This window comes from Haloechinothrix aidingensis (genome assembly GCF_013450155.1).
Lineage (GTDB): Bacteria > Actinomycetota > Actinomycetes > Mycobacteriales > Pseudonocardiaceae > Haloechinothrix > Haloechinothrix aidingensis.
Window position 1 is genome coordinate 195,528 of the sequence record NZ_JACCKD010000001.1, and the last position, 13,289, is coordinate 208,816.

The window sequence follows — 13,289 nt, forward strand, 5'->3', positions numbered from 1 at the left end:
GCCCGCTGTCACCTTCGGCTCCCGACCGGGCCGAGGACTCGGTCGGTATAGGCGTTGCTGAACACGCCGTCCGGGTCGAGTTGCCGGCGCAGGTCGCGGAAGTCGTCGAAACGCGGGTAGCGCTCCCGCAGCGCATCGGCGTCCAGGGAATGCAGCTTGCCCCAGTGCGGCCTGCCGCCCGCAGCCGAGACGATCGCTTCGAATGCCGCGAAGTACTCCCGGTAGGGCATCCCTGCGTACTGGTGCACGGCGATGTAGGCGGAGTCGCGCTGGTAGGCGGTGGACAGCCAGATGTCGTCGGCCGCGGCCACCCGGACCTCGACGGGGAACGCGATCGGGTCGCGCAGCAGCGGCACCACGGCACGGAGCTCGGCGAGCACGTCGCCGAGCGCGGCACGCGGGATCGCGTACTCGGACTCGACGAAGGGCACCGTGCGCCTGGTCACGAAAACGCGGTGCGACCGGTCGCTGTACCGGCGTGTGGACAGCATCCGATCGGTGACCGCACCGATCGGCCGCACCAGCGTGGGTACCGCCCGGCCGAGCCTGCACAGCGCGCCGAAGGCACGGTTCTCCACCAGCTCGTACTCCACGAACTCGCGTACCGGCCCGAGTGGGCGGGGTCGCTGCGAGTCCGGGATCCGGTTGTTGCGCTTGACGACCGCGTTGCGCCCGTACGGGAACCAGTAGAACTCGAAGTGGTCGTTGCCGCTGATGCCCTCGTCGAGGCCGTCCAGTACGTCCTCGAGCGGCTCGGGGCGCTCGCTCGCTTCGAGGGCGAACGCCGGGACGCAGCGCAGCGTGACCGTGCTGATCACGCCGAGCGCGCCGAGCCCGACCCGTGCGGCCTGGAACAGGTCCGGGCGCTCGGTGGGCGAGCAGCCGACGATCGAGCCGTCGGAGAGCACCAACTCGAGCGCGGCGACCTGTGTGGCCAGCCCGCCGAGCGATGCCCCCGTGCCGTGCGTGCCCGTGGAGATGGCACCCGCGATGGTCTGGGCGTCGATGTCGCCGAGGTTGACCATGGCGAGCCCGAGGGCATCCAGGATCGTGGTGAGCTCGCGCAATGTCGTGCCCGCGCGCACCGTCACCAGCCCGGCGTGCATGTCCACGTCGGTGACGCCGGTGTACCCGGTCAGGTCGATGGCGTGCTCGTCGGTGGCCGCGGCCGCGGTGAACGAGTGCCCGCTGCCCCAGGCACGGATGCGCTCACCACCCCGGGCGGCGTCGGTGACCGCGTCGGCTATCTCCTCGGTCGAGCGCGGCCGGTGCACCGCTCGGGGGCGCGCGTGTACCGTGCCGGCCCAGTTTTTCCACGTCACCTCGTGCACAGGGGTTTCCTACCTCATCGGGCGCTCGTTGACCAGTCGGTCATGGCGCGCTGTCGGGAACGAATACGTGAAAGATGTTCGCATTAATTCCGGCGGTATCGTACGGTGCGGGTGTGAGGATCATGCGTGGAGACGGCGATCGCGGCGCGGCAGCGCGCACGCGATACGAGGCAGCGACGTGCCACCTGGAGGCCCCGCTGGCGGTCGTGGACCGGGACGCCTTCGACGCCAACCTCGATGACCTGGCCGCAAGGGCAGCCGGGCTCCCGATCAGGGTGGCCAGCAAGTCCGTGCGTTGCCGGCACCTGCTGGAGCGCGCCCTCGCGGCGCCGCACACCGCGGGCGTACTGTCCTACTCCCTCGCCGAGGCACTGTGGTTGCACGGGCACGGGGTCAGTGACGACCTTCTCGTGGGCTACCCCACGGCGGATGCGCGGGCGCTGGACCGGTTCGCCGCCGATCCGGCCGCGCGGCGGCACGTCACGCTGATGATCGACGCACCGGCGCAGCTCGATCTCGTCGATGCTGCGGTGCGCAGGATGGGGACGGCGGGCCAGGAGGTCCGGGTGTGCATCGAGCTCGACGTCTCGTGGCGCCCGTTGCCAGGGGTACATATCGGCAGCCGCCGCTCCCCGGTAGTCACCCCGCGGCAGGCGGCGGAGCTGGCCGGGATAGTCGCCGCGCGTCCGGGCTTTCGCCTGGTCGGGTTGATGGGCTACGAGGGGCAGATCGCCGGGGTCGGCGACGCGAGCGGTAACCCGCTGCGGGCGGCGGTCATCCGGCGGATGCAGGAGCGCTCCGCACGGGAGCTCGCTGCCCGCCGTGCGGCCGCGGTACGCGCGGTGCGCGAGGTGTGCCCGCTGGAGTTCGTCAACGGGGGCGGCACGGGCAGCTTCGAGACGACAAGGGCCGATGAGTCGGTCACCGAGCTCGCCGCGGGATCGGGCCTGCTCGGTCCGGCACTGTTCGACGGGTACTCCCGGTTCCGGCCGCGCCCGGCCGCGCTGTTCGCGCTGCCGGTGGTACGCAAGCCCGCGAGACGGGTCGCGACACTGTTCTCCGGCGGCTATGTCGCCTCCGGCGAGGCAGGGCCGTCCCGGCTGCCGACACCGCACCTTCCGGCGGGCTTGCGGCTCCGTGACGTCGAGGGAGCAGGGGAGGTGCAGACCCCGGTCACGGGACGTGCCGCCGGCCGGTTGGCCGTCGGCGACCGGGTGTGGCTGCGCCACGCCAAGGCCGGCGAGCTGGCCGAACGGTTCAACGAGTACCACGTGATCGCCGGCGACGATCCGGTGCGCACCGTGCCGACCTACCGCGGGGAGGGTATGAACTTCGGCTGACCCCGTGTCGGGCGAGCCGAGGGGCTCCTTCGGTGCACATGATGTACCCGAGGAGGCCTTCGGCTCGCCCCTGGCGGACAGCTAGTAGTCGCGCCAGGACAGCGGTGGTACCTCCGGCGCGACCTCGGCGATGCGGCGCGCGGTGCCGGTGGACAGCGCCTTGCGGGCGGTGGCGATCCACTCGTCTACCTGGCTGACTCCGCTGTTGGCGTACTCCACGGCCTGCAGGAGCATCTCGAGCTTGTCCGCGTCGCGCGCACAGCGGGCTTCCGGCGTGCTCGCCGACTCGTACTCGTCGACCGCGGCCCGCACCGTGTTCGCCGCGGCGGCGGAGAGCGCCTTGGTCTGGTCGTCGGTGATCCGGCGAGCGTCGGGTTTGGTCACGTAGGGCAGTGCGGCGCGCGGGAGGTCTCCCGTGCGCGCTTCCTGGGTGTCGTGCCACAGCGCGAGGTAGGCGGCCTTGGCCGGATCGGCCCCTTCTTCAGCTGCGAGGAGCGCGGCGAGCTGGGAGGCGCGCAGGCTGTGTTCGGCGACCGACTCCGGATCCCGCACCCCGGCGTGCCACCAACCGGCCCGGCTCATGCGTTTGAGTACGCCGAGCTCGTAGCCGAATGCGGCAAGCGCGGCATCGGAGTCGGCCATGTGGTTCTCCCCGGAGGTAGCTACTTCTCGCCGAAGCGACTGGCCAGATACTCCTTGATCATATGCTTGGTCTCGTCGACGATCTGCTGGTCGCCTTCGGCGTTGCGGCGAAAGGCGTACTTCAACAGTGTGTCACCCGCTTCCACGGCCACGCTGATCGGTAGCGTGACGCGCTCGGGTGGTAGGTCGAGCAGCTCATCGAGCAGCGCCACGATGGAGTCGGCGACGACGGCGTTGTTGTCCCGCTGCTCGTCGAGCAGGTGCACGTCCACGACATCGCCGAAATGCACCTGGGCGAAGCCAGGAACCTCCCGGTGCATGGCCACGTAGACGTCCAGCAGCGAGTCGACCACGTCCCACCAGTGCGTGTGGTCGACGGAGTTGAGACGCTCGCGCACCACCTGGAGGAACCGTTCGAAGTTGCGTTGGGTGAGTGCCTGGACGACCGCGCGCTTGTCGGGGAAGAACTGGTAGAGCGAGCCGACAGCCACACCGGCCCTGCGCGCGATCATCGTGGTGGACAGCGTCTCGTAGCCGACCTCGTCGAGCAGCTCCGCGCAGGAGTCCAGCATCAGCGTCACGCGCTTGGCGCTGCGCTGCTGGACGGGCTGCCTGCGAAACGGCGTGGGTTCACCGGGCACCGGGGCGGACCGTCCGGCTGGGGCCGATTGCACCTGAGACACGAACCACTCCTCGCTGGTACCCGATACAACACTTGCTTGCGATCGAGTGTTTCATGTTACCCAGAAGTAAGCGTTACGCAAAGTCATACTTATAACGCGCGTAAAACCTCGCACCGTCCTGCAGGTGACTGCACGGATTCGTACAGATGGAGTGGAAGACCGCGGGCCGGTACCGGTCGGGGGAGGGGGTGCGCAGTACCGGCCCGCGGAGTCTGGGGGCCTTCGTCAGGCGGGGATCAGCGGCTAGTGTGCTCCCGCACCGGTCGCATGCGGGGTCGCCGTGTGGAGTGCGTGTCGCCCCGTCCCGCTCGCCGGTGCCGGGCTCCTGCGGGTCTGTTCGGGGGCGAGCCCGCCTGCGACCAGGTGCTCGTGCGCGGCCTGCCAGACCGTGCACGGTGCCTTGCTGCGATGCCAGCGGGTGGAGCAGGTGGGGCAGTCTCCGCGCTCATCGGGTTCGTGGGCGCGCAGGATGGACCGCCATCCCTCAGCCAGACGTGGAAGCTCGGATTGAGCCGCTGAGGCCAGTGAGGCGGTGTCCGCGCGTTCGGCCAGCTCGGAGAGCATGTCCAGCCGTTCCCACACGGCTTCGCGGAGAATCTGCCCAAGGATCTGATCCACGGCGTACTCACCGGTACCTTTCTGCCAGCCTCGTCGCTTCACCGAGTGCCACCTGCAGGCGGCTGACCTGCTCGGCGGACATCCGTGCGGTCTCCCCCGGGGGGCAGGCCACGACGACTTCGCCCGCGTCGACGTAGACCGTGACGCAGCGGCCACGGTTGATCAGGTCACCACACTGCACGCGCCACACGGTGTGGTCGCCTTCGTTGCTGCGGAGCATTCCGTTGCCGTCATGGACCAGCCCGTCGGGTACGCCTGCCGGTGGGATGGTCCCGGTGGGCGCGGACCCGCCCTGGCCGCCGACGGGCCCGGCGTATCCGGTGGCGATCGAATCAATGAGCTCCATCGGCCAAACTCCGCCCTTCTTCGTCGAATGCTTGTGGTCCGCACCGTCGGTGTGGCGTGACCATTCGCTCCGCGACTGCACAGCTGTCCTGCGTGTGAAGTTGTCAAACTGCCCGTTCCCGTCCGCGGTCCGCCCGGTGGATCCCGGCGACCCTGGTGCTGACGGAGGGCTACTTTCTACATTGATGGGTAGCGGGCTTGATCGGGAGTCATGAGCGCCGACCGGCAGAAGTTCACCGGTAAGCGGTCGATTGAATTCGTTTCGACCGATCAGGCTCCACATTTGCCGCCTCGCGCGGTTCAATGGGGATGCTTACGCTGCAACACCGAAGCCCGATGGAGTAGTGAGGCCGCATATGGGCGACAGCGATACCGATCTGGGGCATCCCATCAAGGCTGAAGTCTGGGAGTCCAGCGAGATGCGTGAGGCACTCGCGAGCAGGGACGTCAGCGTGGTGTACCGGCTGCTCAGGAAGGAAGGCGTGTCCCAGCGTCAGATCGCGGCGCTGACCGGCCAGTCACAGTCCGAGGTCTCGGAGATCCTCAAGGGCAGGCATGTCATCGCCTATGACGTGCTCGCACGGATCGCGGACGGCCTCGGGGTTCCACGCGGGTACATGGGCCTCGCGTACGACGAGGCGACAGCAGTGAGTGTCGTCGGAGCTGGCGCCGAAAGCTCCGACGAGCAGCCCGAGGAGGACGAGTCGGTGAAACGACGCAGGTTCCTCGCGCACGCAGCGCAGGTCACCATGGGCGCCGCTGTGCTGGGAACGGAATCCGGGCCCGTTGCGGCGGCGAGCCCGGCCACGACACCCGCACCGGGCCGGATCGGCATGGCCGACGTGCGCCAGGTCGAGGCAGCCACACGGGCGTTGCGTGCGCTGGACTACCAGTACGGTGGCGGCTTCTGCCGGGATGCCGTTGTCGCGCAGCTGTCCTGGGGGCAGCAGCTCCTTACCGCGGGAGGCGCCGAAGGCGTGCGCTCCCGCTTGTTCGTCGCGCTCGCGGACCTGCACAGTGTCGCGGGGTGGACCTCGTTCGACACCGGGTTGGTCGACGCGGCGCGCGGGCACTTCTCCAGCGCCCTGGAGCTGGCGAAGCAGGGCGGCAGCGACCCGCTCGTGGCCAACGTGCTGTACCGGATGGGTCGGGTCTACCTGCACCAGGAGTCGGCCAACGACGCGCTGAAGCTGTTCCAGCTCGGCCAGATCGCGGCGCAGGAGTCCGGTTCCGAACTGGCCGTGGCCGTGCTGTGCGCGAACGAGGCGTGGGCCTACGCGTTGCTCGGCAATGCCGAGCAGGCGTCGAAGTTGCTAGGGAGGACGCGGGACGAGTTCGCCCGCGCGGACCTGGCCAGCGCCGAGTCCTGGGTGCAGTTCTTCAACGAGACCGACGTGCACGCGATGGTTGGGACGGTGCACACCGTGCTCGCGCAGACCGTGGACCGTACCCACACCAAGTACGCGATCCCGGCGCTGAGCAGGGCGGTGGAGAACTACGGTGACGACATGGCGCGGAGCAAGGTCTTCAACCTGAGCTCGCTGGCCACCAACCACCTGCTGGAGGGTGACGTCGATCATGGCTCACGGGTGGGGCGAGCCGCGCTGGACGCGGCCGAGGGCCTGAAGTCGAAGCGGGTGCGCGACCGGATGCAGCCGATGAAGAAGGAAGCCGAGCGCAGGGTGAACAACGTCGACGCTCGTGACCTTGTGGAGCGCATCAACGATTTCTACGCAGCCTAGCCGGAGCGGCGTGCGGCGAGCCCGCTTCACCAGGGAGAAGCTGGACGAGGCACTCGCGGCGGTATGTGCACGGCTCGGCCTGGACCACCGGGGAGCCCGGCTGGTCCGGTTCACCAACAACGCGGTGTACGCGCTGGAAAGCGCCCCTGCAGTGGTGCGCATCGTCGGCTCGCACGGGTTACGCCATCGCGTGTACAAGGTGGTTGCCGTGGCGCGCCACCTGGCCGCGCACGGGGTCCCCGCGGTACGCCTGTATCCGGGGTTCGAGCAGCCGATCGTCGTGGGGCAGTACCTCGCCACGGTATGGCGCAAGGTCGAGGAGTCGGAACGCACGGCGACCGCCGGCGAGCTGGGGAAGCTGCTGAGCGGCATGCATTCGCTGCCGGTGCCGCCGCATATCCCGCAATGGAACCCGCTTGATGACGTGCAGGCCAGAATCGCCGACGCGGAGGAGCTCGACGACAGGGATCGCCGGTTCCTTCAGGATCACTGTGCCTCGGTGCGTGACGCGTTGGGCAGGCTCGAGTTCCCGCTCGCGACAGCCCTGGTGCACGGGGACGCCCATGCGGGGAACGTACTCGTCGGTGCGGACGGTCCCGTGCTGTGTGACTTCGACTCCGCCAGTGTCGGCCCGCCGGAATGGGATCTGGTGCCGCTCGCGGTCGGAGTGCTGCGCTTCGGGGACAGCATGGCGGACTACCGCGCGCTGGCCGACGCGTTCGGGTTCGACGTCATGGCCTGGGAGGGGTTCGACGTGCTCCGCGCCGCGCGGGAGCTCAAGTTGACCACCAGCGTGCTGCCAATCCTGCGGAGCAAACCCGACGTCCGTGCCGAGCTACACAGGAGGTTGGCGGATCTGCGGGACGGACGGTCGGGAACGCGGTGGGAGCGGTACCGCTGACCATGCCGGTCACAGACGGGTGACTGCCGTTCGGCGTCTTTCTGATTTGTTCCGTATGTCCCGATTTCACGGCGCGATCGGTAGAACCGAAGTGTTCACTGACAGTGACGAGATCGCGCCGGGAGTGCGCTGACAGCCCGCTCAGCCTACCGCTGTCCGGCTGAGCACGACAGCGAAACCGAACGCCAGCCCCATCAGTGCCAGCTCCAGACCGGCCCAGCTCGCGAACGCGGTCGGGACGTGTCGTGCGATGCGCGGGACGAGCCGGAAGCGCAGGCGGGCGCCGAGCAGGCCGATCGCGGCCAGGCACACAACCTTGGCGATCACCAGCTGCCCGTAGCCGGTGCCGAGCGCGGCCGTGAAGCCGAGCGTGCCCTGTTGATCGAACGCGGCGAACGCGCTCGCGAGCCCGGTCACGGCGGTGAGCAGCAGGCAGATCGTCGCGAGCACGGAGAACCGCGGGACCGCTGTCGCGAGCAGCCTGCGGTTGCCTGCCAGGAGGAGCAGCGCGGCGAGGCCGCCCGCCCATGCGGAGGCGCCGAGCACGTGGAGCTCGACGGCCATCGACAGGTACTCGTGCCGGTCCCAGGTCGACGCGTGCCCGGTGACCGGGAGGGGAAGCAGCGCGAACAGGGCCAGCCCGGTCCGCGCTTCGGCGGGTACCTTCTCGCCTGCGCGAACGGCCACGGCTCCGAGCGCGACGTGCGCCAGGGCGAGCGCGGCCACGATCACCAGCGCGCGGCCTCCCGCGACCTGCGTCGCGTACTCCCGCAGGTCGCCGACGCCGATGGCGGTGGTCGTACCGTGCAGCTCGGCGACCTGGAGGACCAGCACGACCATCGCGCACGTCGCCCACAGCAACGCCGTGACCGTCGCCGCCCGGCGCGCGACGGCGAGTACCGGCTCGGTCACCGGTACCCGCTCGTCGCGGACCAGGATGGGTAGCAGCGAGAGGCCGACCGTGGCCACGGCGGCCACGGCCAGTAGCGCACGAGCCACCGGTATGCCGACCAGCACCGCTGTCGGTGGGTCGACGATGCCGTTCGCGGCACCCGCGCCGGTGACGGCGATACCGATCAGGGCCCCGCCCAATGTGGCAGGGACCGCGTAGACCGGTATCGCCGCACGGATCCGGGGTGCGGTCCGTCCCGTGGGCACGTTCAGCCGGTTGCCCTGCCCAGACGCAGGGCGAGGGCTACGCCGATCACCAGGAGACCCCCGGCGCCCACGAGCCATACCCAGATGCCGACCCCGGAGTCGCCGTCCTCGGCTGCCCCTTCGGGGTCCTCCCCGGGAGCGTTCTCCCGCTCGTCCGCGCCGTCGTCTCCCGCATCTTCGGCTGCCGGGTCACCCGCGGCCGGAGTGCCGGCTTCCCCGGCGGTCAGCGTGAACGGGATCTCGTCCCCGACAGGATGGCCATCGGCGGACAGGACGTAGTACCCGATGACGTACTCGCCTGCCGGGCCGAGCTCGCCGAGCGGGACGCTCACCTCGTTGCCGTCCACATCCGGCGGCGCATCGACCCACTGCTCGCCGTCCGGCCCGGTCACCGCGATCTGGTTGATATCGCTGTCCTGGACGGCCTGGTCGAACGTGAGCGTGACCGCCTCAGGGCTGCTGTCCAGGCTGACCCCGTCCTCGGGCTCGGAGGAGACCAGCACGTTGTGCGCCGCGGCCGGGGTGGCCAGGCCGAGCACCGCACACGCGGCGACAAGCGCGGCGAGCGTGCCAGTACGCACCGCACTCATCGTGCCGCACCACTTCCCTCGTTCGCCGCCCCGCCGGTGGAGGCGTCTCCTGCGCGGCGCGCACGCACGGTGGCGCCGATGCCGACACCGAGGCCGAGCGCGCCGAGTCCGAACCCGGCACCGCCGAGCCAGCGGGCCGTGTTGTCGGTGCCCTGTTCGCTCAGGGCTCCGTCCGTACCGCCTGCGTTGCCGTTCTCCGTGTCCGGCTCGTCGTCGTGGCCGTGCCCGGATGCCCCCTGTTCGGCAAGCGGGACGACGGGGGCGGGGTACTCGGGCTCGTCCGCACCCTCGGCAGGTGGAGGGGCATCCCACTCGACGACTTCGCCGCCCTCGTAGGTCTGCGCGGTGGGTAGGACGAGCTCCTCGACATCCGAGGGCAGCGTTCCCACGGTGAACGCGAACTCCTGGTACTCGGAGGTGCCCGCGGCGATCTCGTTGCCGGGCTCGGCCTGCCAGACGATCCCGGTGACCACCTCGTCGACCTCGCCGCCGTGCGGGCCATCGATCGGCTCGGCCAGCTCGTCGGTGCGTATCTCGGCGGACCAACCAGGCACGGGTTTGGTGCGCGCCGACGTGATCGCGTACTCCTCGGGGATGGTCACCGCCACCTCGGTCGTGCCGCGATCGGCTTCCTCGTTGGGCACCCGGAGCGTGATCGCTCCGTAGCCCTCCTGCTCCGGTCGATCACCGTAGCTGTGTGCCGTGACGTGGGCCGCGGCCGTTCCGGTCGCCAGCAACCCGGTGATCGAGACGGCAGCGGTGAGCACTGCGGTGCGGAACGTTGCATGTTTTATCGACATAGCGATACTCCTGACTGGATGCGTTGGGCTGCCCGGGTGATCGCTCCGGCTCGCGGGCGGTATATCCGCCCGGGACAGCGGGATGGTGTCGCGTGCGTCAGGAGTGCACTGGTGGGCCGCGCCGGGTACACACCTTGCGGAAGTGCACCTCGACGACCGGGCGTGGGCCCGCGGGGGTGACCACGGCCGGCAGCACCCGGCCGGGAGGTAGTGGCGGGACCGGTGGGTTCGCGATGGGCAGCAGGCCGCGCAGCCCGGCAAGGGCGACGGCCAGCCCGTGCGCGGCGCCGGGAACCAGCAGGGCGGTCAGGACCGTCGCCACGACGTGCGCGGCGAGCATGGCCCGTGGGTCGAAGGCGGTCACGTGGCCGGAATGGCCTGCAAGAAGGGTGAGCCCGAAATGCATCGCCAGCTGCGCCGCGCCCAGGATCACGAGCGTGCCGGACACGCCGCGCCCCCGGTCCGCGAGCGAGGCCGCCACCCAGGCGATGAGGCCGAGGAGCACCACGGTGATCGAGGCGTCCGGGAGTCCGCCGCCCCCCGCCGCGTGGGCCGAGGCCGCTAGCGTCGCGGCACTCGTGACGAGCAGCGGCCGCCGGCAACGTCCCGACGTGTTCTCGGCCTGCTCTCGTCCCACGCGGCCAGCATATGCGCCCCGCGTCGGGCAGCGTGGCTCGGGACGTGCCGTTTGCCGGTCAGCTCACGCCGAGGTGGTGCAGCAGGTCGTTCTCCATGGCGTCGAGCTCGTGAGCCACCGCGGCGTGCGCCGCCTTCCGCCGCGCGGCTGGCATCCGTTCGGCGGCGCGTACGGCAGCGGTGAGCTGCCGCAGGGTCGCCTCGGACTCCTCGGCGAACGTGACACGGTCCGGGTCGCCTGCCGCGCTCTCCCGCAGCCCGGTGAGCTCCCTGGCGATACCGCTGATGCGGGCGTGCAGGCGAGCGCCGCGCCCGGAGAACTCCCCGATCGAGTCGATGCTGACCCCGAGCCTGCGGGCGCGGAACCGGTCGTAGGCCTCACGCAGTGCGGACGCCGCGCGTACCGCGAGCGGAGCGAGGACCGGGATCACGGCAGGTGCGATGACCTTGATCACACCGATGGCGTTGCGCGCCTTCGCCGGTGTGATGCGTGGTTCGGGTTCTTCGGGCTTGTGCTTGTGCCCCATCGACGTGCCACCTCGTGTGCGATACCTGTACGGTCCGGCCGGCTTCCGCGTGACCCTCCGGGCAGGGCCCGGTGTCGTCCCTACCGGACGGCTGATCAAGCCTGCTGGAGTGCCCAACGTACTCGGTACCGGCGCGGCCGACACGGGTGCGGTGCGACCCGCGCGTGTCATTCGCGTCGTCCCCGACGCCTAAGCTGGGTATATGTGTTCGGATAGTGCGCGAGGGGCGGCGGGGCGGGTGCCCGTGCTGCTCGATGCCGTCGCGGTCACGCGATGCCGCAGGCGGGTACACCTCGAGCACGACCCGCACGCGCCGAAGGACGAGCGCCTGCCGACGGACGCGGGTACCCGGCAGCGCATCGTCGACGCCGCCGAGCACAGGAGGGACGTCGCGGAGCGGCTGCGGGGCGTGCACCGCGGTGCGCACTGGGTGACCGTGCCGGAGGGCGTCCCCGCGGCGGAGCGCGTGGCGGCCACGGTGGCCGCGCTGGAGGCAGGCGCGGCGTACGTGTGCGGGGCCGTGCTGCCACCGGACACCGAAGGGGGACGGCGAGGAGGCGCCGAGCTGCTGGTCCGTACCGATGCGGGGTACGTACCGGTGATCGTGGTGCGGCACAAGATCAGTGATCCCGGGACGGCGCCGAACCCCGTGTACACCACGCCGTTCGGTGACCTCGACCCGGACAATGCCCGGCCCGACCCGGAACGCAAGCTGCGCTCACAGCCGCGTGACCAGCTGCGGTTGGCGCACCTGTGGGAGTTGCTGCGGGTGGCGGGCCACGCCGAGCCGGACCGTTCACGGGGTGGGGTGATCGGGATGGAGGCGGATGTCACGGTCTGGCACGACCTCGACGCCGCCACGTTCCCCGGCGGCCTCAGCGCGCGCGAGGAGTACGGCAGGCGCTTCACCGACCGGTTCGCCGTGGCGAGCGCGGCCGCGCACGAGGAGGAACCCCTCGCGCAACCCTCGCGGATCCTGGAATGCCGTAGCTGTCCCTGGTGGTCGCTGTGCGAGCGGGAGCTGCTCGCCGCGCGGGACGTGAGCCTCGTGGTGCGCGGGGACGACGCGGTCGAACTGCGCAGGGCGGGGATCACGACGGTGGACGAGCTCGCGGCGCTCGACCCGGGCGGAGCGCAGCCTGCCCCGCTGAACGGTAACGACCCCGCGCACCTCGTCGCACTCGCACAGGCATGGCTCGGTGGTCACAGCGTGGTCCGCAAGGTGGACGCGCTGCGCGTCCAGCGCGCCGATGTCGAGGTCGACGTCGATATGGAGAGCTACTCCGACCGCGGCGCGTACCTGTGGGGAGCGCTACTGGGTGGCGCGGACATCGGCCTCCGCCACGGGTACTACGCCTTCTCCACCTGGGACCCGCTACCGACCGGGGACGAGGCTCGCTCGTTCGCCGAGTTCTGGGCGTGGTTCTCGGACGTGCGCGCCCGAGCGGCCCGGCGGGGCCTGAGCTTCCGCGCCTACTGCTACAACGCGCGCGCCGAGAACCGGTGGCTGCTGTCCTCGGCGGAACGCTTCGCGGGCCTGCCGGGGGTGCCGGAGATCGCCGAGGTCAAGTCGTTCGTGGAGTCCGAGCAGTGGGTGGACCTGTTCCGCACGGTTTCGGACAGCTTCCTGTGCGTGCGCGGCAAGGGGCTGAAGGTGGTCGCCCCGCTGGCGGGTTTCTCGTGGCGCGATCCGGACGCCAGCGGGGAGGCGTCGATGCAGTGGTACCGGGAAGCGGTCGGGATGACGGGCGAGACGCCGGACGTCGCGCAGCGCGACCGGTTGATGCGCTACAACGAGGATGATGTGCGCGCCACCGCCGCGCTGCGCGAGTGGATGTCCGGCTCCGCCATGACCGAGATCCCGCACATGCGCGACCTGTAGTCCCGCCACCGTGTCGGGATTGCCGGCACCCCGTGTCGGGCACGCGGGAACCCCGTGTCGGGCCCGTCGGCAGGCCGTGTCGGGTGTGGGCAGT

14 protein-coding genes are annotated in these 13,289 nt (G+C 70.4%); 4 read left to right on the forward strand and 10 right to left on the reverse strand.

The window, feature by feature from the left end:
* Positions 1-8: 8 nt before the first annotated feature.
* A complete protein-coding gene (locus H0B56_RS00915; protein ID WP_180891625.1) occupies positions 9-1,322 on the reverse strand; it encodes a D-arabinono-1,4-lactone oxidase in 1,314 nt (437 codons plus the stop codon).
* Positions 1,323-1,453: 131 nt separating this feature from the next.
* Here H0B56_RS00915 and H0B56_RS00920 point away from each other — a divergent pair, with 131 nt between their 5' ends.
* Positions 1,454-2,671 carry an alanine racemase gene (locus H0B56_RS00920; protein WP_180891626.1) on the forward strand — a complete coding sequence of 406 codons (1,218 nt, stop codon included), beginning with the start codon at positions 1,454-1,456 and terminating at the stop codon, positions 2,669-2,671.
* Positions 2,672-2,752: 81 nt separating this feature from the next.
* Here H0B56_RS00920 and H0B56_RS00925 read toward each other — a convergent pair whose 3' ends face one another.
* The 4 genes from H0B56_RS00925 to H0B56_RS00940 all read right to left on the reverse strand — a co-directional run bounded on the left by H0B56_RS00925 (position 2,753) and on the right by H0B56_RS00940 (position 4,960).
* The gene (locus H0B56_RS00925) at positions 2,753-3,313 is read right to left on the reverse strand and encodes an HD domain-containing protein (protein ID WP_180891008.1); all 561 of its coding nucleotides are present in this window, start codon (positions 3,311-3,313) and stop codon (positions 2,753-2,755) included.
* Positions 3,314-3,333: 20 nt separating this feature from the next.
* Positions 3,334-3,996, reverse strand: coding sequence for a TetR/AcrR family transcriptional regulator (locus H0B56_RS00930; RefSeq protein WP_425484479.1), 663 nt, complete (start codon positions 3,994-3,996; stop codon positions 3,334-3,336).
* 243 nt (positions 3,997-4,239) lie between these two features.
* Positions 4,240-4,614, reverse strand: a complete 375-nt coding sequence (locus H0B56_RS00935; RefSeq protein WP_180891009.1) for a hypothetical protein — start codon at positions 4,612-4,614, stop codon at positions 4,240-4,242.
* 7 nt (positions 4,615-4,621) lie between these two features.
* Complete coding sequence (locus H0B56_RS00940; protein ID WP_180891010.1) at positions 4,622-4,960, reverse strand: hypothetical protein; 339 nt, start codon at positions 4,958-4,960, stop codon at positions 4,622-4,624.
* Between the two features lie 355 nt (positions 4,961-5,315).
* Here H0B56_RS00940 and H0B56_RS00945 point away from each other — a divergent pair, with 355 nt between their 5' ends.
* Positions 5,316-6,701 (forward strand): helix-turn-helix domain-containing protein, encoded by a 1,386-nt coding sequence (locus H0B56_RS00945; protein WP_180891011.1) that lies wholly within the window; start codon positions 5,316-5,318, stop codon positions 6,699-6,701.
* 10 nt (positions 6,702-6,711) lie between these two features.
* Positions 6,712-7,602, forward strand: a complete 891-nt coding sequence (locus tag H0B56_RS00950; protein WP_343063700.1) for a phosphotransferase — start codon at positions 6,712-6,714, stop codon at positions 7,600-7,602.
* Positions 7,603-7,743: 141 nt separating this feature from the next.
* On the opposite strand, the gene H0B56_RS00955 is transcribed toward H0B56_RS00950, so the two are convergent.
* The 5 genes from H0B56_RS00955 to H0B56_RS00975 all read right to left on the reverse strand — a co-directional run bounded on the left by H0B56_RS00955 (position 7,744) and on the right by H0B56_RS00975 (position 11,313).
* The gene (locus H0B56_RS00955) at positions 7,744-8,760 is read right to left on the reverse strand and encodes a copper resistance D family protein (RefSeq protein WP_343063701.1); all 1,017 of its coding nucleotides are present in this window, start codon (positions 8,758-8,760) and stop codon (positions 7,744-7,746) included.
* 2 nt (positions 8,761-8,762) lie between these two features.
* Entirely contained in the window at positions 8,763-9,350 is a 588-nt protein-coding gene (locus H0B56_RS00960; protein WP_180891014.1) for a copper resistance CopC family protein, read from the reverse strand.
* Positions 9,347-10,150, reverse strand: a complete 804-nt coding sequence (locus H0B56_RS00965) for a YcnI family copper-binding membrane protein (protein WP_180891015.1) — start codon at positions 10,148-10,150, stop codon at positions 9,347-9,349. The genes H0B56_RS00960 and H0B56_RS00965 overlap by 4 nt, the downstream gene beginning before the upstream one ends.
* A 97-nt stretch (positions 10,151-10,247) precedes the next feature.
* Complete coding sequence (locus tag H0B56_RS00970; protein ID WP_343063703.1) at positions 10,248-10,787, reverse strand: hypothetical protein; 540 nt, start codon at positions 10,785-10,787, stop codon at positions 10,248-10,250.
* 58 nt (positions 10,788-10,845) lie between these two features.
* The gene (locus H0B56_RS00975; protein WP_180891016.1) at positions 10,846-11,313 is read right to left on the reverse strand and encodes a DUF6474 family protein; all 468 of its coding nucleotides are present in this window, start codon (positions 11,311-11,313) and stop codon (positions 10,846-10,848) included.
* A 202-nt stretch (positions 11,314-11,515) separates the two neighbouring features.
* On the opposite strand from H0B56_RS00975, the gene H0B56_RS00980 reads away from it, so the two are divergent.
* Entirely contained in the window at positions 11,516-13,195 is a 1,680-nt protein-coding gene (locus H0B56_RS00980; RefSeq protein WP_180891017.1) for a TM0106 family RecB-like putative nuclease, read from the forward strand.
* Positions 13,196-13,289 lie beyond the last annotated feature (94 nt).

Excerpts from the sequence above, each read along its gene's own strand:
- H0B56_RS00980 (WP_180891017.1), top strand. The coding sequence starts at position 11,516 with ATGTGTTCGGATAGTGCGCGAGGGGCGGCGGGGCGGGTGCCCGTGCTG.
- H0B56_RS00975 (WP_180891016.1), bottom strand. The coding sequence starts at position 11,313 with ATGGGGCACAAGCACAAGCCCGAAGAACCCGAACCACGCATCACACCG.
- H0B56_RS00920 (WP_180891626.1), top strand. The coding sequence starts at position 1,454 with ATGCGTGGAGACGGCGATCGCGGCGCGGCAGCGCGCACGCGATACGAG.
- H0B56_RS00960 (WP_180891014.1), bottom strand. The coding sequence starts at position 9,350 with ATGAGTGCGGTGCGTACTGGCACGCTCGCCGCGCTTGTCGCCGCGTGT.
- H0B56_RS00940 (WP_180891010.1), bottom strand. The coding sequence starts at position 4,960 with ATGGAGCTCATTGATTCGATCGCCACCGGATACGCCGGGCCCGTCGGC.
- H0B56_RS00925 (WP_180891008.1), bottom strand. The coding sequence starts at position 3,313 with ATGGCCGACTCCGATGCCGCGCTTGCCGCATTCGGCTACGAGCTCGGC.
- H0B56_RS00945 (WP_180891011.1), top strand. The coding sequence starts at position 5,316 with ATGGGCGACAGCGATACCGATCTGGGGCATCCCATCAAGGCTGAAGTC.
- H0B56_RS00965 (WP_180891015.1), bottom strand. The coding sequence starts at position 10,150 with ATGTCGATAAAACATGCAACGTTCCGCACCGCAGTGCTCACCGCTGCC.